Source organism: Kitasatospora sp. NPDC088861 (assembly GCF_044750105.1).
GTDB lineage: Bacteria > Actinomycetota > Actinomycetes > Streptomycetales > Streptomycetaceae > Kitasatospora.
The window spans coordinates 192,456-213,417 of record NZ_JBIVJF010000012.1; the positions used below are offsets into that span (position 1 = coordinate 192,456).

General features: G+C 73.4%; 26 protein-coding genes and 1 pseudogene. 9 read left to right on the forward strand and 18 right to left on the reverse strand.

All coding sequences use genetic code 11. The features are described from left to right. Window positions 1-30: 30 nt before the first annotated feature. From ACIP37_RS21720 to hisI, 6 genes are all read right to left on the reverse strand, one after another. Window positions 31-474 carry a DUF2752 domain-containing protein gene (locus ACIP37_RS21720; protein WP_363582802.1) on the reverse strand — a complete coding sequence of 148 codons (444 nt, stop codon included), beginning with the start codon at window positions 472-474 and terminating at the stop codon, window positions 31-33. 105 nt (window positions 475-579) lie between these two features. Beyond that, window positions 580-834 (reverse strand): HGxxPAAW family protein, encoded by a 255-nt coding sequence (locus tag ACIP37_RS21725; RefSeq protein ID WP_063347169.1) that lies wholly within the window; start codon window positions 832-834, stop codon window positions 580-582. Window positions 835-1,069: 235 nt separating this feature from the next. Then, entirely contained in the window at window positions 1,070-1,672 is a 603-nt protein-coding gene (locus ACIP37_RS21730) for a TIGR02234 family membrane protein (RefSeq protein WP_363582804.1), read from the reverse strand. Beyond that, the gene (locus ACIP37_RS21735; RefSeq protein ID WP_363582806.1) at window positions 1,669-2,169 is read right to left on the reverse strand and encodes a Uma2 family endonuclease; all 501 of its coding nucleotides are present in this window, start codon (window positions 2,167-2,169) and stop codon (window positions 1,669-1,671) included. The genes ACIP37_RS21730 and ACIP37_RS21735 overlap by 4 nt, the downstream gene beginning before the upstream one ends. Before the next feature lie 52 nt (window positions 2,170-2,221). Further along, the gene (locus ACIP37_RS21740; RefSeq protein WP_363582808.1) at window positions 2,222-3,745 is read right to left on the reverse strand and encodes an anthranilate synthase component I; all 1,524 of its coding nucleotides are present in this window, start codon (window positions 3,743-3,745) and stop codon (window positions 2,222-2,224) included. Between the two features lie 48 nt (window positions 3,746-3,793). Next, on the reverse strand, window positions 3,794-4,165 hold the full coding sequence (hisI, locus tag ACIP37_RS21745) for a phosphoribosyl-AMP cyclohydrolase (protein WP_063347172.1): 372 nt from the start codon (window positions 4,163-4,165) through the stop codon (window positions 3,794-3,796). A gap of 216 nt (window positions 4,166-4,381) precedes the next feature. Between hisI and ACIP37_RS21750 the strand changes: the two genes are divergently transcribed. The 3 genes and pseudogenes from ACIP37_RS21750 to ACIP37_RS21760 all read left to right on the forward strand — a co-directional run bounded on the left by ACIP37_RS21750 (window position 4,382) and on the right by ACIP37_RS21760 (window position 6,415). Continuing rightward, a complete protein-coding gene (locus ACIP37_RS21750; protein ID WP_400811987.1) occupies window positions 4,382-4,951 on the forward strand; it encodes a hypothetical protein in 570 nt (189 codons plus the stop codon). A 19-nt stretch (window positions 4,952-4,970) separates the two neighbouring features. Next, window positions 4,971-5,615 carry a TIGR03085 family metal-binding protein gene (locus tag ACIP37_RS21755; protein WP_400811985.1) on the forward strand — a complete coding sequence of 215 codons (645 nt, stop codon included), beginning with the start codon at window positions 4,971-4,973 and terminating at the stop codon, window positions 5,613-5,615. Between the two features lie 267 nt (window positions 5,616-5,882). Beyond that, window positions 5,883-6,415 (forward strand): annotated as a pseudogene (locus ACIP37_RS21760) (NUDIX domain-containing protein). Here ACIP37_RS21760 and ACIP37_RS21765 read toward each other — a convergent pair. Next, window positions 6,416-6,736 carry a hypothetical protein gene (locus tag ACIP37_RS21765; RefSeq protein WP_400811983.1) on the reverse strand — a complete coding sequence of 107 codons (321 nt, stop codon included), beginning with the start codon at window positions 6,734-6,736 and terminating at the stop codon, window positions 6,416-6,418. An 83-nt stretch (window positions 6,737-6,819) separates the two neighbouring features. On the opposite strand from ACIP37_RS21765, the gene ACIP37_RS21770 reads away from it, so the two are divergent. The 3 genes from ACIP37_RS21770 to ACIP37_RS21780 all read left to right on the forward strand — a co-directional run bounded on the left by ACIP37_RS21770 (window position 6,820) and on the right by ACIP37_RS21780 (window position 9,112). Further along, on the forward strand, window positions 6,820-7,233 hold the full coding sequence (locus ACIP37_RS21770; RefSeq protein ID WP_400811981.1) for a GNAT family N-acetyltransferase: 414 nt from the start codon (window positions 6,820-6,822) through the stop codon (window positions 7,231-7,233). 151 nt (window positions 7,234-7,384) lie between these two features. Next, entirely contained in the window at window positions 7,385-8,194 is an 810-nt protein-coding gene (locus ACIP37_RS21775) for an aminoglycoside phosphotransferase (RefSeq protein WP_400811979.1), read from the forward strand. 132 nt (window positions 8,195-8,326) lie between these two features. Further along, window positions 8,327-9,112 (forward strand): VOC family protein, encoded by a 786-nt coding sequence (locus tag ACIP37_RS21780; RefSeq protein WP_400811977.1) that lies wholly within the window; start codon window positions 8,327-8,329, stop codon window positions 9,110-9,112. Window positions 9,113-9,172: 60 nt separating this feature from the next. Here ACIP37_RS21780 and hisF read toward each other — a convergent pair whose 3' ends face one another. The 8 genes from hisF to hisD are packed head-to-tail and all read right to left on the reverse strand — an operon-like array spanning window position 9,173 to window position 14,976. Next, window positions 9,173-9,943 carry an imidazole glycerol phosphate synthase subunit HisF gene (gene hisF, locus ACIP37_RS21785; protein WP_363582824.1) on the reverse strand — a complete coding sequence of 257 codons (771 nt, stop codon included), beginning with the start codon at window positions 9,941-9,943 and terminating at the stop codon, window positions 9,173-9,175. Further along, window positions 9,940-10,371, reverse strand: coding sequence for a RidA family protein (locus ACIP37_RS21790; protein ID WP_363582826.1), 432 nt, complete (start codon window positions 10,369-10,371; stop codon window positions 9,940-9,942). Before ACIP37_RS21790 ends, hisF begins: the two co-directional genes overlap by 4 nt. After that, window positions 10,368-11,093: a bifunctional 1-(5-phosphoribosyl)-5-((5-phosphoribosylamino)methylideneamino)imidazole-4-carboxamide isomerase/phosphoribosylanthranilate isomerase PriA gene (gene priA, locus ACIP37_RS21795; protein ID WP_350885736.1), complete on the reverse strand. Its 726-nt coding sequence runs from the start codon at window positions 11,091-11,093 to the stop codon at window positions 10,368-10,370. Before priA ends, ACIP37_RS21790 begins: the two co-directional genes overlap by 4 nt. Window positions 11,094-11,112: 19 nt before the next feature. Then, complete coding sequence (hisH, locus tag ACIP37_RS21800) at window positions 11,113-11,748, reverse strand: imidazole glycerol phosphate synthase subunit HisH (RefSeq protein ID WP_063347181.1); 636 nt, start codon at window positions 11,746-11,748, stop codon at window positions 11,113-11,115. Window positions 11,749-11,778: 30 nt separating this feature from the next. Further along, window positions 11,779-11,931: a hypothetical protein gene (locus tag ACIP37_RS21805; protein WP_350885740.1), complete on the reverse strand. Its 153-nt coding sequence runs from the start codon at window positions 11,929-11,931 to the stop codon at window positions 11,779-11,781. Beyond that, a complete protein-coding gene (hisB, locus tag ACIP37_RS21810; protein ID WP_063347182.1) occupies window positions 11,928-12,521 on the reverse strand; it encodes an imidazoleglycerol-phosphate dehydratase HisB in 594 nt (197 codons plus the stop codon). Before hisB ends, ACIP37_RS21805 begins: the two co-directional genes overlap by 4 nt. 5 nt (window positions 12,522-12,526) lie before the next feature. Further along, window positions 12,527-13,627 carry a histidinol-phosphate transaminase gene (locus ACIP37_RS21815; RefSeq protein ID WP_363582829.1) on the reverse strand — a complete coding sequence of 367 codons (1,101 nt, stop codon included), beginning with the start codon at window positions 13,625-13,627 and terminating at the stop codon, window positions 12,527-12,529. 41 nt (window positions 13,628-13,668) lie between these two features. Then, on the reverse strand, window positions 13,669-14,976 hold the full coding sequence (gene hisD, locus ACIP37_RS21820) for a histidinol dehydrogenase (protein WP_400811973.1): 1,308 nt from the start codon (window positions 14,974-14,976) through the stop codon (window positions 13,669-13,671). Between the two features lie 91 nt (window positions 14,977-15,067). Here hisD and ACIP37_RS21825 point away from each other — a divergent pair, with 91 nt between their 5' ends. The 3 genes from ACIP37_RS21825 to ybaK all read left to right on the forward strand — a co-directional run bounded on the left by ACIP37_RS21825 (window position 15,068) and on the right by ybaK (window position 18,018). Further along, window positions 15,068-16,645, forward strand: a complete 1,578-nt coding sequence (locus ACIP37_RS21825) for an oxidoreductase (protein WP_400811971.1) — start codon at window positions 15,068-15,070, stop codon at window positions 16,643-16,645. 72 nt (window positions 16,646-16,717) lie between these two features. Beyond that, a complete protein-coding gene (locus tag ACIP37_RS21830; protein ID WP_363582835.1) occupies window positions 16,718-17,446 on the forward strand; it encodes an LON peptidase substrate-binding domain-containing protein in 729 nt (242 codons plus the stop codon). Window positions 17,447-17,523: 77 nt separating this feature from the next. Continuing rightward, window positions 17,524-18,018 carry a Cys-tRNA(Pro) deacylase gene (ybaK, locus tag ACIP37_RS21835; RefSeq protein WP_063347187.1) on the forward strand — a complete coding sequence of 165 codons (495 nt, stop codon included), beginning with the start codon at window positions 17,524-17,526 and terminating at the stop codon, window positions 18,016-18,018. Window positions 18,019-18,104: 86 nt separating this feature from the next. On the opposite strand, the gene ACIP37_RS21840 is transcribed toward ybaK, so the two are convergent. From ACIP37_RS21840 to ACIP37_RS21850, 3 genes are all read right to left on the reverse strand, one after another. Continuing rightward, entirely contained in the window at window positions 18,105-18,944 is an 840-nt protein-coding gene (locus ACIP37_RS21840; RefSeq protein WP_400811970.1) for a hypothetical protein, read from the reverse strand. Between the two features lie 154 nt (window positions 18,945-19,098). Beyond that, window positions 19,099-19,914, reverse strand: coding sequence for an ABC transporter permease (locus ACIP37_RS21845; RefSeq protein WP_400811969.1), 816 nt, complete (start codon window positions 19,912-19,914; stop codon window positions 19,099-19,101). Beyond that, a complete protein-coding gene (locus ACIP37_RS21850) occupies window positions 19,911-20,909 on the reverse strand; it encodes an ABC transporter ATP-binding protein (RefSeq protein WP_400811967.1) in 999 nt (332 codons plus the stop codon). Before ACIP37_RS21850 ends, ACIP37_RS21845 begins: the two co-directional genes overlap by 4 nt. Window positions 20,910-20,962 lie beyond the last annotated feature (53 nt).

Sequence of the window (20,962 nt, forward strand, 5' to 3'; positions counted from 1 at the left end):
GCGCGGGTCGCTACCCGTCGGCGTGGGCGATCAAACCAGCAGGGGCGCCAGCCCCGCCCCGACGGGCAGGTTGCGCACCACCGTGAACACCAGCAGCAGCAGGAGGACCAGCACCCAGCGCCGGGCCCCGAGCGGGGGCCTGGGCCGCTGACCGGCGCCGGTCAGCGCGGCCCAGGCCCAGCGCAGCCACAGCAGCGCCAGGACGCCGAACAGCAGGACGGCCGCGGCGTTGTCGTGCAGGGCGCCGGTGAAGTCCCCGTGGGCCAGCGCGTGGACGCAGCGCAGCCCCCCGCAGCCGGGGCACCACCAGCCGGTGGCGGCCAGGAAGGGGCAGTCGGGGTAGTGCCCGGGGGTGTTCGGGTCCACCGCGGCGACGTAGACGGCGGGAACGGCCACCGCCGCCAGCGCGGCCAGCGGCGGCCCCAGCCGGCGCAGGACGGGCGGCAGGGCGGAGGTGGTGGAGGCGGAGGTCACGCCCCGATTCTGCCCGGGCCGGGCCCGGACAGAACGAAACGGCGGGCGTGGCGCGCCCGCCGTTCGGTACTGCTACGAGTCGTATCTACTGCGAGGAGTCCGTCGTCAGGCGGCGACGGCGGCCCGGGCCGCGCGCTGCTCCTCGTGCGAGGCGTACACGTTGGCGCTCGGCTGCTGGCCCATGCCCGCCATCGACATGGCCTTGCCGACCACACCGCCGGCCAGGATGACCGCGATGCCGGCCCAGACCAGCATCACCGACGGGAGGATCATCGCGACCCCCGCGATCCCGAAACCGATGAACGTGATGGTCACGCCGGTCCAGGCGGCGGTGGTGTGACCGTGTGCTGCTGCTGCCATCTGAGTGGTGCTCCTAGCCTCTCGGGGCCCGGCCGGGCCTGCGGGGCCGCCGGCGGGTTGACGGGTTCCATTGTGCCGGGCCACACACCGGCGGCCCAAAGCGGGTGGCGGGTCTATCGCGTCACACCGGCGCCGGGGCCCCTTGAGGGCTGCTGAGGCCCGCTGAGGCCCGCTGGGGCCCGAAGCCTGGGCCCGCCCGGGCCCGGCGCTCAAGGCCGGCGCCCAGACCCCGCGCTCAGACCGTGGTCGGGTCCTCGCCCCGGTCCAGCGCCTTCCACAGGTCGGCCGGGGTGTCGCTCTTCGCCGGGGCCTTGCGGGTGGGCGCCTCGTAGCGGCTGCCCATGGCCGGCCAGCTCCGGCCGTAGCGGAGGGTGAGCAGCCCGGCGACGGCCAGCAGCAGCCCGCCGGCCAGCGCCACCCAGGGCCAGCCGGTGTGGCCGACCTCGGTGGCCGCCGAGCCGGACAGCGCCAGCTTGCGGGCCGCCTCGGCGTCCAGCGCGGCGGTGTCCCCGGCGCCCGCGGCCGAGGCGGCGGCCGCGCCGAGGCCTGCCAGCAGGGTCAGCGCGCCGACCGCGAGCCGGCCCGCGCCGCGCACCGCGAACACCGCGACGGCCGCCGCGAGCCCCACCAGGGCGAGCCCGCCCGGGAGTTCGGAGATCGCGCCGCCGGAGACGGACACCGCCAGGGTGCCGGCCCGGCCCTCGGACCAGACCCGGCCGACGGCGGTCAGCACCAGCACGGCGCTCAGCACGGTCAGCAGGAGCATCACGCCGAGCGTCCGGCGGCCCGACGCGGGGGCCGGCGGGGCGGGTACGGGGGTCTGGTCAGGTGCGCTCACCCGTCCACTATCCCCCGCCCGGCGTCCGGCCCCGCACCCGGGGTGGGCGGCCCGGCCGGGAACTCGTCCGTCCGCAGCACCAGCGTCCGCCCGGCGAGCGGCAGGAAGAGATCGTTGCCGAACGGCACCCGCTCCGCCTCCCGGTACCCGTCGTCGACGGACGGCGCGGTGTGCACGGTGCAGGCCGCCGCCGCCGGGTCGACCACCACGTACAGCGGGATCCCGCTGCGCGCGTACGCCAGCGCCGCCGCGGCCAGGTGCGACCGGGCCACCTCCAGGACGGCCTCGACGGCGCCCTGGGGGTACCGGCCCCGGCCGTCGGGCTCCGCCCCCGGGGCGGTCACCGTCAGGTCGGGGATCAGGTCGGGGGCCCCGGCCGGGGCGTCGATCACGGCGCCGGACAGCACCCGGCCGTGCCCGCCCAACTGGTCCTCGATCTGGGCGGCCGCATCGAGCACCACCACCCGCCGCAGTTCGTCGGGCGACACCTCGGACATCCCGGCCGCCTCCCTCGACGACTGACGACACTGACGACTTACGACTGGTGACTCACGACAGTTCCGGCGTCCGCAGCGTATTGGCGGTGGCGACGGCCCGCAGCACGGCGGCCGCCTTGTTGCGGCACTCGGTGTCCTCCCCGTGCGGGTCGGAGTCCGCGACCACGCCCGCGCCGGCCTGCACGAAGGCGGTGCCGTCGCGCAGCACGGCGGTGCGGATCGCGATCGCGGTGTCGGAGTCCCCGGCGAAGTCCAGGTAGCCGACGCAGCCGCCGTACAGGCCGCGGCGGGTGGGCTCCAGCTCCTCGATGATCCGCATCGCGCGGGGCTTGGGCGCGCCGGAGAGGGTACCGGCCGGGAAGCAGGCGGTCAGCACGTCGAAGGCGGTCCGCCCGGGCGCCACCCGGCCGGTGACGGTGGAGACGATGTGCATCACGTGGCTGTAGCGCTCGATGTGCATGAAGTCGACCACCTCCACGCTGCCCGGCTCGCAGACCCGGCCCAGGTCGTTGCGGCCCAGGTCGACCAGCATCAGGTGCTCGGCCCGCTCCTTGGGGTCGGCGAGCAGCTCGGCGGCCAGCGCCGCGTCCTCGTGCGGGGTGGCGCCGCGGTGCCTCGTCCCGGCGATCGGGTGCACCATCGCCTCGCCGCCGGTCACCTTGACCAGCGCCTCCGGGCTGGAGCCGACCACGTCGAAGCCGCCCTCGGCGGTGCCGTCCGGCCCCGGGAAGCGGAACAGGTACATATACGGGCTGGGGTTGGTGGTGCGCAGCACGCGGTACACGTCCAGCGCCGAGGCCGGGCAGGGCGCCTCGAAGCGCTGCGAAGGGACGACCTGGAAGGCCTCGCCGGCCCGGATCCGCTCCTTGACCACCTCCACCGCCGCCCGGTACGGCGCGCCGCCGAACGGGGAGCGGGCCTCGCCCGGCCCGGCCGGGGTGAAGGTGGCCAGGCCCGGGTCGACCGGCTTGAGCAGGTCGGCCTCCATGGCGTCCAGCCGGGCCACCGCGTCCGCGTAGGCCTCGTCCACGCCGCTGGCGAGGTCGTTGTGGTTGACGGCGTTGGCGATCAGCAGCACCGTGCCGTCGACGTGGTCGAGCACGGCGAGGTCGGTGGCGAGCAGCATGGTCAGCTCGGGCAGCCGCAGGTCGTCCGGGTTGAGGTCGGGCAGCTTCTCCAGCCGGCGGACGACGTCGTAGCCCAGGTAGCCGACCAGGCCGCCGGTGAGCGGCGGCAGGCCGTCGTCGTCGCGGCGCGGGGTGTGCAGCGCCTCCAGCGCGGCGCGCAGCACCTGCAAGGGGTCGCCGCCGGTCGGGATGCCGACCGGCGGGGTGCCCAGCCAGCGGGCCTCGCCGTCCTCCCCGACGGTGAGGACGGCGGCGCTGCGGACGCCGACGAAGGAGTAGCGCGACCAGCTGCGGCCCTGCTCGGCGGACTCCAGCAGGAAGGTGCCGGGCCGCTCCTCGGCGAGGCTGCGGTACAGGCCGATCGGGGTGAGACCGTCCGCGAGGAGCCTGCGGGTGACCGGGATGACCCGGGTGTCGACGGCGAGCTTGCGGAAGGCTTCGAGATCCATGGCGAGCGGCACCTTCTGGAGTTCCGGCAGGAGGAGTGGGCGGAGGGGTCAGGCGAGCGGGAGCACGTCGGCGTCGAAGCAGGTGCGGTCGCCGGTGTGGCAGGCGGCACCGGTCTGGTCGACCTTCACCAGCAGGGTGTCGCCGTCGCAGTCCAGCGCCACCGACTTGACCGCCTGGGCGTGGCCGGAGGTGTCGCCCTTCACCCAGTACTCGCGGCGGCTGCGGCTCCAGTAGGTGCAGCGGCCGGTGGTGAGCGTGCGGTGCAGCGCCTCGTCGTCCATCCAGCCCAGCATCAGCACCTCGCCGGTGTCGTACTGCTGCGCGATCGCCGGGAGCAGGCCGTCCTCGGTGCGCTTGAGGCGCGCGGCGATCTCGGGGGCCAGGGCGGTGGTGCCGGGGGTGGCGGGTGTGGTGGACATGGGGCCATTGTTGCAGTCCGGCCCGCCGCCCCGGATGCGCCCTGTGCCCTGTGCCCTGTGCCTTGTGCGGTGGGCCCTACCCGGTGCAGGCACAACCGCTGGACCGGATCCGCGCCGCCGGGGAGCCTCTCCGGCCCCACCCCGAACATCGCCGTAAAGGGGTGATTTCGGCCAACCGCCTGCCGGGCGGGCCCCGCGTGGGCCATCCTCATGGCCATGACCTCCGAGCAGCAGCCGCCCGCAGCCGCCGACTCCCGCCCGTCCCGGGGCCTGGTCCTCGCCGTCGTGGCCGTCCTGGCCGTGCTGCTCGCGGTGGTGGCCACCGTCCTGCTCTGGCCGGAGGAGCGCAAGCCCGCCGCCGCACCGCCCCCGCCCACCCCCACGGCCACCCCGACCCCGACGCCCACGCCGACACCCACCCCGACCAGGACCCCGCCGTACGCCTTCTTCCCGGTCGGCGCCTGCTTCGACCACCCGCAGCTCAGCCCGGTGATCACCAAGGCCGAGGAGCGCCCCTGCACCGGCGAGCACGACGGCCAGGTGATCGCCGACCTGAAACTGGCCGACGGCCTGACCGGCGAGATCCCGATCGCGCTCGCCATGCGCGAGGGCTGCAAGGAGGCCGAGGCCGCCGCCAAGGCCCGCCAGAACGACGGGAAGACGTACTACGGCCGCCAGTTCGGCCCTGCCCAGGCCAACTACCAGCAGGGCTGGCGGGACTACACCTGCACCCTGACCGCCGGCAACAAGCAGGGCGGCCCCAAGCTCACCGGCAACCTGCGCTGACAGCCTCTATCGTGGCGCCATGTCGAACCACGCCCTCGCCGAACGCCACCGCCTCGCCGCACTCCTGGCCGCCGCCGGGCCGGACGCCCCCACCCTCTGCGCCGGGTGGACCACCCGCGACCTCGCCGCCCACCTGGTGGTCCGCGAGCACCGCCCGGACGCGGCGGCCGGACTGCTGATCGGCGCCCTCGCCGACCGGGCCCGCCGGGTGCAGTCCGCGTACGCCGAGCGCCCGTACGAGGAGCTGCTGAAGCTCTTCCGCTCCGGCCCGCCGGTGCTCTCCCCGTTCGCCCTGCCCGGCGCCGACGAGGCCGCGAACACCGTCGAGTACTACGTGCACGCCGAGGACGTCCTGCGGGCCGCCGACGACTGGACCCCCGCCCCGGTCCCCGCCGGCCGCGCCGAAGCCCTGTGGCGCCGACTGCCCCTGCTGGCCCGCCTGGAAGCCGGCCGCCGCTCCCCCGTCCGGCTGGTGCTGAGCCGCCCCGACGGCCAGTCCCTCACCGTCGGCCCCACCGGCTCCCCCACCGTCCAACTCACCGGCGACCCGGGCGAACTGATCCTCTTCACCTACGGCCGCGGCGCCCACACCACCCTCACCGTCGACGGCCCCCCGGACGCCATCGAAGCCCTCCGCCACGTCCTGCCACTACCCGCGAAGTAAAAAAGAGAGAAATGGTGTGCCGCCCCTCCTTCACCAGGTGGAGCGGCACCGGATTCGGTCAACAGCGGTGCCCCCTTGGAAGGCCAAGGGGGCACCGCAACGAAAACATCAGCCGACCCCAGCAGAGGGCACCCTTCGAGCACGTGCATTCTCGATCAGCGCCGTGCAGGCGCGGGGCTGATCGAGACCGAGCGCTCGACGAGCCAGGACCCACACCATCCACCCGGCTTCTGAGATGCTGTCGTTCCGTCGAAAGGGGCCTCAGCGATGCAGTGGAAGATCCACGGGAACGTCCGGTCTACGAGAACCCCTGGGTGAACCTGTGGCTCGCCGACGTCGAGCAGCCCGACGGACGCCGCTGGGAACACCATGTGGTCAAGCTGCGGCACCTCGCGGTGGCCGCCGTCGTGAACAGCGAGAAGCAGGTCCTCATGATGTGGCGGCACCGCTTCATCACCGACACCTGGGCCTGGGAGCTCCCGATGGGGCTGATCGAGCCCGACGAGACCCCGGCGGAGGCAGCAGCCCGGGAGGCGCTGGAGGAGACCGGCTGGGAGGTCGGCGAGGTCAAACCGCTGATCTACGCCCAGCCGGCGAACGGCATCACGGACTCCGAGCACTTCGTCTTCCGGGCCGATGCGGTCGAGTACACGGGGCCGCCCACCGAGCGCAACGAGTCCGACCGGATCGAATGGATTCCCCTGTCCGCGCTGCGCGGCATGGTCGACCGCCGCGAGATCGTCAGCAGCGGCACGCTCGTGGGCGTGCTCTACCTGCTGCTGGACGAGGCCGGTCTCTGATCACCTGGCCATGCCGGTGATCCGGTCGACCAGATCCACGACCGAGGCGCTGCCGCGGTAGGGCCCTAGGAGTCGACGGAACTCCTGGAGATGGGCAACCACCCGGGGAGACTCAACAACCGCCGCGAGGTCGAGAGCTTTTGTAGCAGTGGCGCAAGCCAACTCGACCTCCCGTCGTTGGAGTTGGGTCCGCGCGAGCCAGAAGGTGTGGAACGCGCGTCCTCTAAGGTTCGTCGTTGACTCGGCCCGCAGCGCTTCGGCGATGAGGGGTTCGGCAGCGATGGCTTCCCCCATTTGGCCAAGGGCGATTCCGGTATCCACGGTGAGCTTGGTGTGATCGAAGTACTGAACCCACGCCGGGTCGTCGTCGCCCTCGGTGATGCGCTCGAAGTGCTACTCCCGCCGTGGACGGGATCGACGCTCTTTCCGAGACGCCCCCAGAGGTTGCGGAGACCTTCAAGGCCTTTTCCACGAAGCTGGCCGGCGAGGGGTTCGCCTTCCTGAACTCCAGGCTCGATGCCGTCGGCCCCGTCCTGGTCGCGGTGCGGAACGGGCAGGTGGCCGGTGCCATCGGCCCGATGGAAACGATGCCCGACCCGATCGGGCGCGTCCGGCTCCTACCCCAGTACTTCGGAGTCCTACCGGAGTATCGAGGCCTCGGGCTCGGGCGCCGACTGTGGCGGGCCACCATGCACTGGGGCCAGGAGCACGATGCCGACTACCAGTTGCTGCAGACCACCGTCGGCGGCGCGTCTGACCAGCTCTGCCAGAGTGAGGGGCTGATCGACCTTGGGTTCGTCTGCACCTCTGGCGTCTGAACCCACAGCTCAGTCGCGAACGCCAGCGCATCCACGCCGCCGTGGACCGCATCCTCACAGGCCACACCGAACGCTCAGACGGCGCGCTCACCATCGTTGCCCTCGCTGCGGTGCCGTCGGCCTGCGGGCTGGAGCTGGGAACCTGTGGGCCGTGACCACCACCCGCATTCACTGGGCAGACCTGCCCGACTCCGTGCACCGGGCCGTCGCCGCCTGCCTCGGGACGCCGGTCCTTGCCGCGCAGACCGTCTCGGCCGGTTTCAACTCGGAGATCGCCGCCAAGCTCAGCACCGCCAGGGGCGCTGTCTTCGTCAAGGGGATGCGGCTGAGTCACCCACGCGTGTGGACACAGCGACGTGAGAGGGAGGTCAACCCCTACGTGGAAGGCCTCGCCCCCACCGTCCTCTGGCACCTCGACGTCGACGGCTGGAGCCTTGTCGCGTTCGAGCACGTCGAAGCCCGCCACGCCGACTACCGGGAAACCGGGGACTTGGAGCTGATGGTCGACGTCCTCAGCCGACTCGGCCGCGTCCCGTGTCCGCCGATCGAGCTACGCCGGGCCGAGCAGCGATGGGCCGCCTACGTGGACGATCCCGAGGTGCTGTCCCGCCTCGCCGGCGGCTATCTGCTGCACACGGACCTGAACAACGAGAACGTCCTGATCCGCGAAGACCATGCGCTGCTGGTCGACTGGGCGTGGGCCACCCGGGGAGCGCCCTGGATCGACCCGGCCCTGTGGGTGATCTGGTTGATCGCTGCGGGCGGCCACAGCCCGGCTGCGGCGGAAGCGTGGGCCGCCAGGGTCCCGGCGTGGCGGCCCGGCGATCCGGCGGTGGTGGACGTCTTCGCGCAGGCTCAGGCCCGGATGTGGGCCGAGATCGCCGGAGACGATCCGGACCCGTGGACCGATCGGCTGAACCGGGCAGCTCAGCGATGGGCCCGTTTCCGGGGGCGTGGCTGAGGTCTCCCGGCCGCGCTCCCCGGCTGCGGATGTCAGTGGGCGGGTGCAGACTCGCAGAGGGCCGGGGAGGGTGCGTGCGCGCGCCCGACGGAACCGGCCCGGTCACGTCTTCCGTCGAAGGGGCACCACCTCATGCTCACCACCGACTTTCCGGCCGGCGCGCCCTGCTGGATCGACCTCGGCAGCCCGGACATCCCCGCCACGGCCGAGTTCTACGGCAAGGTCTTCGGCTGGACGTTCCGGTCCGGCGGCCCGGAGGCGGGCGGCTACGGCTTCTTCCAGTTGGGCGGCAGGACGGTAGGCGCCGTCGGCCCGCTCGACGAGGGTGACCAGCCGACCTGGACGACGTACTTCCGTACGGCCGACGTGAACGCCACCGCGCAGGCCGCCGAGCAGGCGGGCGGTTCGGTCCTGGTCCCGCCGATGGACGTCATGGGCGAGGGGTGGTTCGCCCAGTTCGCCGACCCGCAGGGGGCCAGGTTCGCGGTCTGGCAACCGGGCACGACCACCGGTCTGGACGTGGTGTCGGAGGACGGCGCGCTGGTCTGGTCCGAGCTGCACACTTCGGACCAGAGCGCCGGGTTCGGCTTCTACCAGGCGCTGTTCGGCTGGCGGGTGGAGAAGTTCGAGCCGGCTCCGGGCATGGACTACCGGGTGATCTCGACCTCCGAGGGCGACCAGCAGGCCACGGCCTTCGGCGGCATCGCCCCGACCATGTCCCCGCAGGAGCCCTCCGCCTGGACGCCGTACTTCGCCGCCGGCGACGTGGACGCGCTGATCGCGAAGGCGAAGGCTGCCGGCGGCACGGTGGTGATGGGGCCCGAGGACGTGCCGAACGTCGGCCGGATCGCCTGGATCGTGGACCCGCACGGCACGCCGTTCGCGCTGATCAAGGGCGAGCCCCGCGAACAGTCCTGAGCACGCGAGAGGGCCCGCTGCGCCGGTGCGCAGCGGGCCCTCTCGCGGTAGTACGGACGGTCACCGCACCGGGTGCCCGGCCTCCCGCAGCGCGTCCTTGACCTGCCCGATCCGCAGGTCCCCGAAGTGGAAGACGCTCGCGGCGAGCACCGCGTCCGCACCCGCCTCGACGGCCGGCGCGAAGTCGGCGAGCTTGCCGGCGCCGCCGGAGGCGATGACGGGCACGGAGACGGCCTTGCGGACGGCCCGGATCATCTCCAGGTCGTACCCGTCCTTGGTGCCGTCGGCGTCCATCGAGTTGAGCAGGATCTCGCCGGCGCCGAGTTCGGCCGCGCGCCCGGCCCATTCGACGGCGTCGAGGCCGGTGCCCTTGCGCCCGCCGTGGGTGGTGACCTCGTAGCCGGACGCGGTCTCGGTGCCGGGAGGGCAGCGCCGGGCGTCCACGGACAGCACCAGGACCTGCCGCCCGAACCGCTGGGCGATCTCGCGGACCAGTTCCGGCCGGGCGATGGCGGCGGTGTTGACGCCGACCTTGTCGGCGCCGGCCCGCAGCAGCTTGTCGACATCCTCGACGGCGCGGATTCCGCCGCCGACGGTGAGCGGAATGAAGACCTGTTCGGCGGTGCGGCGGACCACGTCGTAGGTGGTTTCCCGGTCGCCGGAGGAGGCGGTGATGTCGAGGAAGGTCAACTCGTCGGCGCCCTCGGCATCGTAGAGCTTGGCCATCTCGACCGGGTCGCCGGCGTCGCGCAGGTTCTGGAAGTTGACGCCCTTGACCACCCGCCCGGCGTCGACGTCCAGGCAGGGGATGACACGTACGGCGAGGGTCACGGCTGGTTGCCTTCCAGGGTCTTTGCCAGCCCGGCACGATAGGCGTCGAGCTCGACCTCGACCATCATCCGGGAGTCGATCAGCCCGTCGACCACCACCATGGTGGCCGCCGGGCGGGCGGCGTCGAAGAGTTGGTGGTGGGCGCGGCCCACCTCGTCGGCGTCGCGGGCGTGGGTGATGTACATCCGGGTGCGGACCACGTCGTCCGCCGTCAGACCGTACGCGGCGAGGGCGCTGAGGCCGACGCCGAACGCGGCGAGGGTCTGCCGGTAGGGGTCGCCCTCGTGCTCGATCCGGCCGTTCACCCAGGCGGTGGAGCCGGCCACGTGCACGTGGTCTCCCGCGGCGACCGCCCGCGAGTAGCCGAACTGGTCCTCCCAGGGGGAGAATCCGCCGACCCTGCCACGCACGATCCGACGTTCCGTCATCCTGAAACCGCCTCCAGGGCCTCTTCGAGGGTGAACTTCTGCTCGTAGAGTGCCTTGCCCACGATGGCGCCCTCGACACCCGCACCGACCAGGCCGGCGATGGCGCGCAGGTCGTCGAGCGAGGAGACGCCGCCGGAGGCGACGACGGGGCGGTCGGTGGCGGCGCAGACGTCGCGCAGCAGCTGCAGGTTGGGGCCGGTCAGGGTGCCGTCCCGGTTGACGTCGGTGACGACGTAGCGGGCGCAGCCCTCCTGGTTGAGCCGCTCCAGCACCTCGAAGAGCTGGCCGCCGTCGCGGGTCCAGCCGCGGCCGCGCAGGGTGGTGCCGACGACGTCCAGGCCGACGGCGATCTTGTCTCCGTGCTCGGCGATGGCCTTGGCGACCCACTCGGGGGCTTCCAGGGCGGCGGTGCCGAGGTTGACCCGGGTGCAGCCGGTGGCGAGCGCGTTGGCGAGCGACTCGTCGTCGCGGATGCCGCCGGACAGCTCGACCTTGATGTCGAGGCGGCCGGTGACCTCGCGCAGCAGCTCGTAGTTGGTGCCGGTGCCGAAGGCGGCGTCGAGGTCGACCAGGTGCAGCCACTCGGCGCCGGCGTTCTGCCAGGCGAGGGCGGCGGCGAGGGGTTCACCGAAGGAGGTCTCGGTGCCGGACGCGCCCTTGACCAGGCGGACGGCCTGGCCGTCCCGGACGTCGACGGCGGGAAGCAGTTCGAGGCGGCTCATAGTCACAACTCTTCCAAGCTCAGAGGGTGTTGACCCAGTTGGTCAGGAGGGCGGCGCCGGCGTCGCCGGACTTCTCGGGGTGGAACTGGGTGGCCCAGAGCGGGCCGTTCTCGATGGCGGCGACGAAGGGCTGCCCGTGGGTGGCCCAGGTGACGAGCGGGGCGTGGATCCGTGCGCTGTGGGTCTCCAGCTCCCAGTGCCGCACGCCGTAGGAGTGCACGAAGTAGAAGCGGCTCTGCGGGTCGAGGCCGGCGAACATCCGGCTGCCCTCGGGCACGTCCACGGTGTTCCAGCCCATGTGCGGGATGACGGGGGCGTCCAGCGGCTCGACGACGCCGGGCCACTCGTCGCAGCCGGCCGTCTCCACGCCGTGCTCGACCCCCTTCTCGAAGAGGATCTGCATGCCGACGCAGATGCCCATGACGGGGCGGCCCCCGGCGAGCCGGCGGCCGATGATCCAGTCGCCCCGGACGGACTTCAGGCCGCGCATGCAGGCCTCGAAGGCGCCGACGCCGGGGACGAGCAGGCCGTCCGCGTTCATCGCGGTGTCGTAGTCGGAGGTGACGGTGACGTCCGCCCCGGTCCGTTCGAGCGCGCGCTGCGCGGAGCGGAGGTTGCCCGACCCGTAGTCGAGGACGACGACGTTCTTGCCCATGTTCAGGTGTCCAGTCTCTCTACTGCGGGTCTACAGACGCATGATGCCGGAGGCCAGGCACATGACCGAGCCGAACGCGAGCACCAGGATGACGCCCTTGGGCAGCTTCTGCTTCCAGAACGAGATCACGCCGCCGGCCAGGAAGAGGCCGACGAAGATGAGGGCGAGGGCCGCCTTGCTCACAGTGCACCCTTGGTCGAGGGGAGGATTCCGGCCGCGCGCGGGTCGCGCTCGGCGGCGTAGCGCAGGGCTCGGGCCAGCGCCTTGAACTGGCATTCCACGATGTGGTGGGCGTTGCGCCCGTACGGCACGTGGACGTGCAGGGCGACCTGCGCCTGGGCCACGAAGGACTCCAGGATGTGCCGGGTCATCGTGGTGTCGTACGAGCCGATCATCGGCGCCATGTGCTCGGGCTCGGTGTGCACCAGGTACGGCCGGCCGGAGAGGTCCACGGTGACCTGGGCGAGCGATTCGTCCAGCGGCACCGTGCAGTTGCCGAAGCGGTAGATGCCGACCTTGTCGCCGAGCGCCTGCTTGAAGGCGGCGCCGAGCGCGAGGGCGGTGTCCTCGATGGTGTGGTGGGTGTCGATGTGCAGGTCGCCGTCGGTCTTGACGGTGAGGTCGAAGAGACCGTGGCGGCCGAGCTGGTCGAGCATGTGGTCGTAGAACCCGACGCCCGTGGAGATGTCGGTCTTCCCGGTGCCGTCGAGGTCGATCTCGACCAGGACCGCGGTCTCCTTGGTGGTGCGTTCGACGCGTCCGATGCGGGACATACGGGTTACAGCTCCTTGATCACTGTTCGAACGGCGTCCAGGAAGGCGTCGTTCTCTGCGGGCGTGCCGGCGGTGACGCGCAGCCACCCGGGGACGCCGTTGTCACGGACCAGGACGCCCTGGTCGAGGATGGCCTGCCAGACGGCGTGGGTGTCGGCGAAGCGGCCGAACTGGACGAAGTTGGCGTCCGAGTCGGTGACCTCCAGGCCGAGCCCGCGCAGCGCGTCGACCAGCCGGTCGCGCTCCTCCTTGAGCCGGCCGACGTACCCGAGCAGGGTGTCGGTGTGCTCCAGGCAGGCCAGCGCGGTGGCCTGGGTGACGGACGACAGGTGGTACGGCAGGCGGACCAGCTGCACCGCGTCCACCACGGCCGGGTCGGCGGCCAGGTAGCCCAGGCGCAGCCCGGCCGCGCCGAAGGCCTTGGACATGGTGCGGGAGACCACCAGGTTGGGGCGGCCCTCGATGAGCGGCAGCAGCGAGGCCCTGTGCGAGAACTCGACGTAGGCCTCGTCGACGACGACCAGGCTGGGCCCGGCGGCCTGCGCGGCCTCGTACAGCCGCAGCACGGTGTCGGCGGCGACGGCGGTGCCGGTCGGGTTGTTCGGCGAGCAGATGAAGACCACGTTCGGCCGGTGCTCGGCGATCGCGCCGAGGGCGGCGTCCAGGTCGATGGTGAAGTCGTCGTTGCGCGGGCCGGAGATCCACTCGGTGCCGGTGCCCCGGGAGATCAGCGCGTGCATCGAGTAGGAGGGCTCGAAGCCGAGCGCGCTGCGGCCGGGGCCGCCGAAGGTCTGCAGCAGCTGCTGGAGCACCTCGTTGGAGCCGTTGGCGGCCCAGACCTGCTGCCGGGTGACGGCGAAGCCGGTGGTCCGGCCGAGGTACGCGGCGAGGCCTTCGCGCAGTTCGACGGCGTCCCGGTCGGGGTAGCGGTTGAGGTTGCGGGCGGCCTCGGCGACGCGCTCGGCGATCCGGGCGACCAGCTCCTCGGGGAGCGGGTACGGGTTCTCGTTGGTGTTCAGCTGGACGGGCACGTCCAGCTGCGGCGCGCCGTACGGGGACTGGCCGCGCAGCTCGTCGCGGATGGGGAGGTCGTCGATCCGAGTCACCCGCGTCGCACCCACCTCAGAAGTAACAGGAGTCACAGGAGTCACGATCCCGGCACCGTCCAGTCGAAGCGCGCCTTGATCGCGTCGCCGTGCCCGGGCAGGTCCTCCGCGTTGGCGAGGTTGACCACGTGCGCGGCGACGTCCGCGAGCGCGTCCCGGTCGTACTCGACGACCTGGACGCCGCGCAGGAAGGTCTGCACGGACAGGCCGGAGGAGTGGCAGGCGCAGCCGCCGGTGGGCAGCACGTGGTTGGAGCCGGCCGCGTAGTCGCCCAGCGAGACCGGCGTCCAGCGGCCGATGAAGACGGCGCCCGCGTTGACGACCTTGGCGGCCGCCGCGTGCGGGTCCCGGGTCTGGATCTCCAGGTGCTCGGCCGCGTAGGCGTTGACCACGGCGAGGCCCTGCTCCAGGTCGTCGACCAGGATGATCCCGGACTGCCGGCCGCCCAGTGCCTCGGCGACCCGCTCGCTGTGCTTGGTCCTGGCGACCTGGACGGCGAGTTCCGCCTCGACCGCTTCGGCCAGCGCCGGCGAGTCGGTGACGAGCACCGAGCCGGAGGTCGGTCCGTGCTCGGCCTGGCTGATCAGGTCGGCGGCCACGTCGGACGGCAGCGCGCTGTCGTCGGCGAGGACGGCGATCTCGGTCGGGCCGGCCTCCGAGTCGATGCCGATCCGGCCGGCGAACAGGCGCTTGGCGGCGGCCACGTAGATGTTGCCGGGGCCGGTGACCATGTTGACCGGCGCGCACTCCTCGGTGCCCAGCGCGAACATCGCCACGGCCTGGGCGCCGCCGACGGAGTACACCTCGTCCACGCCGAGCAGCGCGCAGGCCGCCAGGATGGTCGGGTGGACGCGGCCGTCGAACTCCTTCTGCGGCGGGGACGTCACCGCGATGCCCTGGACGCCCGCCTCCTGGGCCGGCACCACGTTCATCACCACGGAGGACGGGTAGACCGCCAGCCCGCCCGGCACGTAGAGGCCGACGCGCTCCACGGGCACCCAGCGCTGGGTGACGGTGCCGCCCGGCACCACCCGGGTGGTGTGCTCGGTGCGGCGCTGGTCGGCGTGCACGGCGCGGGCCCGGCGGATCGACTCCTCCAGCGCGGCCCGCACCTTCGGGTCCAGCGTCTCCAGGGCCTCGGTCAGCTGCTCGGCCGGGACGCGGGTCGACTCCAGCCGGACGCCGTCGAAGCGCTCGGTGATCTCGATCACGGCCGCGACCCCGCGATGGCGTACGTCCTCGGCGATCGGCCGCACCTTCTCCAGGGCGGCCGCCACGTCGAACTCGGCACGGGGCAGCAGGTCACGCGGGTCGTCCAGCGAGCCGCGGAGGTCGATTCGAGAGATCACGCCACCCAGTGTAAGGAGTGGCCGGAACCCCTGGCCCCGCATTTCAGTCCGTGATACGAAAGGCGAGACGACCGGGGGGACGGGGAAAACCATGCTGGAGCACGCCCCGGAGGGCTGGACCGACACGGAGCGTGAGCTCTGGGAGGCCTTCCGTCGCGGCAACGTCTTCGACCGGCGGAGTGGCGACGCCGCCACCGACGACCCCTTCGGGGACGCCGCCTGGGGCCCCGGGCGCACCGTCCGGGCCAGGGTGCTCGCCCATCTGCTGCTGGCCGGCCCGGCCGCCGCCACCGGGCGGGTCGCCTCGCTGCGGCTCAACGGCGTGCTGGTCACCGGCGCGCTCAACCTGGCCGGCGGCGCCATCGGCCACTACGTCGAACTCCGCGAGTGCCGTTTCGAGCGCAAGATCCTCATCTCGGAGGCCTCGGCCTCGACGCTGCGCTTCGTCACCTGCCTGATCCCCCGCCTGGAGGCCTCCCGGCTCACCACCACCGGCGACCTCCACCTGGCCCGCTGCCGGATACCCGAGGGCGTACGGCTCACCGACGCCAAGGTCGGCACCGACCTGCTGCTCAACCAGACCGTCCTGGGCGGCGACCGCTACGGCCGCGCGCTGTCCGCCGACGGCCTGGCCGTCCACCAGGACTTCGAGGCCGAACGCGTGGACGTGGAGGGCGAGTTGAGCCTGCGCACGGCGCGGATAGGCGGGCGGCTGTCGCTGCGCGGCGCCCAGCTGCACGCCGTCCCGCAGAACCGCACCTGCCTCAACGCCGTCCGGCTCACCGTCGGCCACACCCTCTACCTGACCAGCTCCGCCGACGGCGGCTGGTTCGGCTCCCGCAGCTACTACGGCTCCGGCTACGGCCAGAACCCGCCGCCCGGCGCCCCCAGCACCCCGTTCCGCGCCTACGGCCGGGTCCGGCTCTCCGACGCCCGCTTCGAGAGCGCCTGCCTGATCTCCGGCGAGTTCCACCTGGAGGGTGACGACGAGCTCTCGCTGCGCCGCATCCACACCCCCGAGCTGCGGTTCACCTGCCGGATCCGCCCCACCGGCACCGTCTCGCTCTCCCGCGCCCGGGTCGGCAACCTCGTCGACACCCCGGACGCCTGGCCGCGCGGGCGCCACCTGGGCCTGACCGGCTTCGTCTACGAGGTGCTGCGCCCGGTCGGCCCCTTCAGCGTCCAGCAGCGGATCGCCTGGCTGGAGGGCTCCTCGGTGGACTTCCAGCCCGAGTCCTACGAGCAGCTCGCCGCCGCCCTGCGCCGCGACGGCGCCGACGACGACGCCCGCGAGGTGCTGTACGCCAAGCAGCGCCGCCGCCACCGGACCCTCCCGCTGCCCGCCCGGATCTGGGGCCGGGTCCAGGACGCCACCGTCGGCTACGGCTACCGCCCCGGCCGGGCCGGCCTGTGGCTGCTGCTCGCCTGGGCACTGGGCAGCGTGTGGTTCGCCACCCACCCGCTGGAGCCGCTGAAGGCCGACGAGCACCCGCACTGGAACCCGGTGCTGTACACGCTCAGCCAGCTGGTCCCGGTCGTCGAACTCGGCCAGCAGGGCTGGAACCCCGGGGGCCTCAGCCAGTACGTCTCCGCCGGGCTGGTGATCGTCGGCTGGCTGCTCGCCACCACCGTCGTGGCCGGCGCCACCCGCATGCTGCAACGGGGCTGACCGACCCGGCGGGCCCGCCCGCGGGCACAACCCCGACGCGCCGCGACCGCGCGGGGAACTACGCTGTCCGCCGTGACAGAACGGCTGCCGCTCTTCCCGCTGAACAACGTGCTCTACCCGGGCCTCGTGCTGCCCCTGAACGTCTTCGAGGAGCGCTACCGCCGTCTCGTCGCCGACCTGCTCCAACTACCGGCCGACACGCCGCGCCGCTTCGGCGTGCTCGCCATCAAGGACGGCCGCGAGGTCGCCCCGGTCCGCCCCGATGAGGGCCCGGCCGGGCCGCTCGACGGCCTCGGCACCGCCACCGGGGACCCGCTGGAGGCGATGTTCCACATCGGCTGCGTCGCCGACGTCGCCTCCGTCCAGGAGCAGCCGGACGGCCGCTACGAGCTGCTGGTCACCGGCACCACCCGGTTCCGGCTCCGCTCGGCGGACGTCTCCGGCCCGTACCTGACCGGCGAGGCCGAACTCGTCGAGGAACAGCCCGGCGAAGGCTCCGGCGCCCTCGCCGCCGAGGTCGAGCGGGCCTTCCGGGTCTACCAGAAGCGCCTCGCCGGGGCCCGCGAGGCCAGCACCGTCGGGCGCCAGGAGCTCCCGGACGACCCGCAGGTGCTCTCCTACCTGGTCGCCGCCGCCTCGGTGTTCGAGACCCCGGTCAAGCAGCAGCTGCTGGCCTGCCCCGACACCGCCCAGCGGCTGCGCACCGAACTCGACCTGCTGCGCCGCGAGAGCTCCGTGCTCAGCTGGCTGCCGTCGCTGCCCGCCGTCGACCTCACCCGCCAGTCGTTCAGCCCCAACTGATCCGGAAAACCCGCACGTAATCCGGGACACCCGCACGTAAGTCCGGGGGAACCCGCACGGCGAAGAAGGAGCCCCACATGGCGAAGAAGCCGAAGAAGGGCGGGCAGGGCACCCCCGCCACCGTCGCCCTGGAGACCGCCGCCGTCCCGTTCACCGTGCACGCCTACGAGCACGACCCGGCCGCCGCCTCCTACGGCGGCGAGGCCGCCGAGGTCCTGGGCGTCGCCGCCGAGCGGGTCTTCAAGACCCTGGTCGCCGACGTGGACGGCGTGCTCACCGTCGGCGTGGTCCCGGTCGCCGGGCAGCTCGACCTCAAGGCCCTCGCCGCCGCCGTCGGCGGCAAGCGCGCCGCCATGGCCGACCCGGCCGCCGCCGAGCGCAGCAGCGGCTACGTCCTCGGCGGCATCTCCCCGCTCGGCCAGCGCCGCCCGCTGCGGACCGTGGTCGACGCCAGCGCGCTCACCCACCCCACCGTCTACGTCTCCGGCGGGCGCCGCGGCCTGGAGGTCGAACTCGCCCCGGCCGACCTGGTCACCCTGACCGGTGCCCGCACCGCACCGATCGCCCGCTGACCCCGGCTGACCCCGGCTGACCCCCGCTGCCCCCCCGCTGACCCCGGCCGACGGGCCCACCCGCAGATGGGCCCGGGCCCACGCGGTCAGCCCTGCCCGCGCTCCCCCGGCCGCGCGGCGTCCTCCGGCCGAGCACCGTCGTTCGGCCGCGCAGCGCCGTCCGGCCGAGCACCGTCGTCCGCCCGCACGGCGTCCTGCGGCCGCGCCGCGCCGTCCGCAGGGGCCTGCGGCGCGGCCACCCCGTACGGCCCGGCCCAGTACGGCGGCGGGTCCTCCTCGCGCTTGCCGAACGCCGCCGACAGCGCCAGCAGCACCACCATCGCCGCCATCGGCCACACCAGCAGCGCCCCCAGCGCGCCGAGGTCGATGCTCGCGTCGAAGTGCCCGCCGTTGCCGACCCGCCGGGCTTCGGCGATCAGGTCGTTGCTGGGGCCGAGCCACCGCCCGAGCCGCCAGGCGCCGACCGAGCCGAGCAGTCCGCCGACCACCAGTCCGAGCGCGACCGCGATGCCGCCGCCGCGCTGCCGGGTGGCCAGGAAGGCCCCGAGCGCGGTCAGGAGGCCGGCGCCGAGCGCGATCAGGGCGAAGACCGCGTCGGCCCCCGCCCGCTGTTCGCCCTCGGGGTCGGCGTAGAGGATGCGGTCGCCGTCGACGACCAGCGGCACCTTGGGCGCGAGCCAGACCCACAGCCCCGCCATCACCAGTCCGACCACGATGCAGGCCAGTACCGTGCCCGCGCCGAGCCGCAGCTCGGGCAGCAGCCGCTCCTTGAGCGTGGGGCCCGGCGACTGCGCGACCGCGAGGCCGTCCGGCGGCGGGGTCCCGGCGTCGGGGGCGGGCGGCGGCGCGTACGGATCGGGGGTGATGTCCGGCACCGCGTCCGCGGCGGCGCGGGTGGGGTCCGGAGGCGTGTTCGGTACGGTCACGGACCCCATCGTTTCACGATCGCGGCCGGGACGAGCCGTCGCCCGTACCTGGCGGAACCTGAACCCCGCACCTCGCGGAGCCGGCCCCCGCACCGCGCGGAGTCCGAGCCCCGCACCTCCCGGAGCCGGCCCCCGGGACACGCCGGGACACCCCCTACCGGGAGACGGCCCGCCGGTAGGCCCAGGTGGCGATCGCCAGCGACACCACGCCGACGCCCGCGCAGACGGCGAGGTCGCCCGCGATCAGCGCCCAGTCCGGGTCGGGTTCGAAGGTCCGGGCGAAGGCCTCGACGCCGTACGTGGAGGGCAGCAGGTCGCGCAGCCACAGGACGGGCTGCGGGAGGTGGTCGACGGGCAGCACGCCGAGCAGCAGGGCCGCCGACATGCCGAGCTGCCCGAGCATGGTGGCGATCTCCTGGCGGGGCGCGAGCAGCCCGCAGGCGGCCCCGAGCCCGGACAGGGCGGCTCCGGCGAGCGGGACGACGGCCAGCAGCACCCACAGCTGCCCGAGCGGCAGCCCGAACATCACGGCGCCGAAGGCCGCGGTGAGGACCGTCCCGGGCAGCGTGAACGAGGCGTAGGCGCCGGCCGCGCCGAGCACCACGGAGGCGGCGGGTACGGGCAGCGTCGCGTAGTGGTCGAGTCCGCCGGTGGCCCGCAGCTTCCCGAAGTACTGGGCGAGCAGGTTGAGGGCGACGAACGCCACCACCAGCACGCTGGACCCGGCGACCACGGACCGCGCGGCCGAGGTCTGCCCGGCGTCCACCACGCCCCGCATCATCACGAGGATGCCGACGGACTGGAAGGTGGCGACGAACAGCAGCGGGATCCGCGCCACCCGGGCCCGGGCGAGCTGGGCCCGGTAGACGGCGGCGAGGGCGGGCAGCAGCCGGGCCGCGGGGGCGAGCGGGGCGGGGGTGCCGCCGGTCGCGGGGGCGGTGGCCTGCGGCGGCACCGAGAGCAGCGTCACTTGGCCAGTCCTCCGTGGCGGCCCCCGAGCTTGAGGTAGGCGTCCTCAAGGCTCGGGGTGGCGAGGGTGAAGTCGTCGAGGGCGGCGAAGGCCGGGCCGGTGGTGACGGCGGCGACCAGTTCGCGGGCCTGTTCGGGGGTGGTGCGGACGGTCCAGCGGCGGCCGGTGCGTTCGGCCCGTTCGGCGAGTTCGGCGACGGCGGGGACGGCGAGCGGCGCCTCGTCCCGCCAGACCAGGTCGAGCCGGACGTCGCCGTCGACGAGGGCCTTGAGTCCGCCGGGGGTGTCGCAGGCGATGACCTGCCCGTCGTCGATGACGGCGACCCGGTCGAGCACGGTCTCGGCCTCGATGACGTTGTGGGTGACCAGCAGGACGGTGGCGCCGCGTTCGGTGCGGCGCCGGTCGACGGCGGTCCAGACGGCCCGCCGGGCGACGGGGTCCATGCCGGTGGTGGGTTCGTCGAGGACGAGCAGCGGCCGTTCCCCGACGAGGGCCGCAGCGACGCAGGCGAGCCGGCGCTGACCGCCGGAGAGCTTGGCGAGCGGCCTCTGGGCGAGGGGTTCGAGCCCGAGTTCGGTGAGGACGTCGGCGCTTTCGGCGCGGGCCTGGGCCCGGGTGAGGCCGCGCAGCCGTCCGGTGGTCTCGGCGGCGAGCGCGACGGTCAGCTCGTCGAGGGCGCTGGATTCCTGGCCGAGGTAGCCGAGCAGCCGGGCGGCCCGTTCGGGGTGGCGGACGATGTCGTGGCCGAGGAGTTCGACGGATCCGGAGTCCGGCCGCAGCAGGCCGGTGAGCTGGCGGACGAGGGTGGACTTGCCGGCCCCGTTGGGTCCGAGCAGTCCGAAGATCTCGCCCTGGCGGACGGTGAGGCTGATTCCGTCGTTGGCCCGGATCTCGGTGGCGCCGGCTCCGCGCCCGGTGCGATAGGTCCTCACGAGGTCGCGCACGGCGACGCACGGCGGGGTGTTCTGGGGTGCTCGCCCTGCCGACTCGTTCACGACCGAAGACTTTACGCGTTCGCACGGGCGAACCGGACAAGGGGGCCTGATCA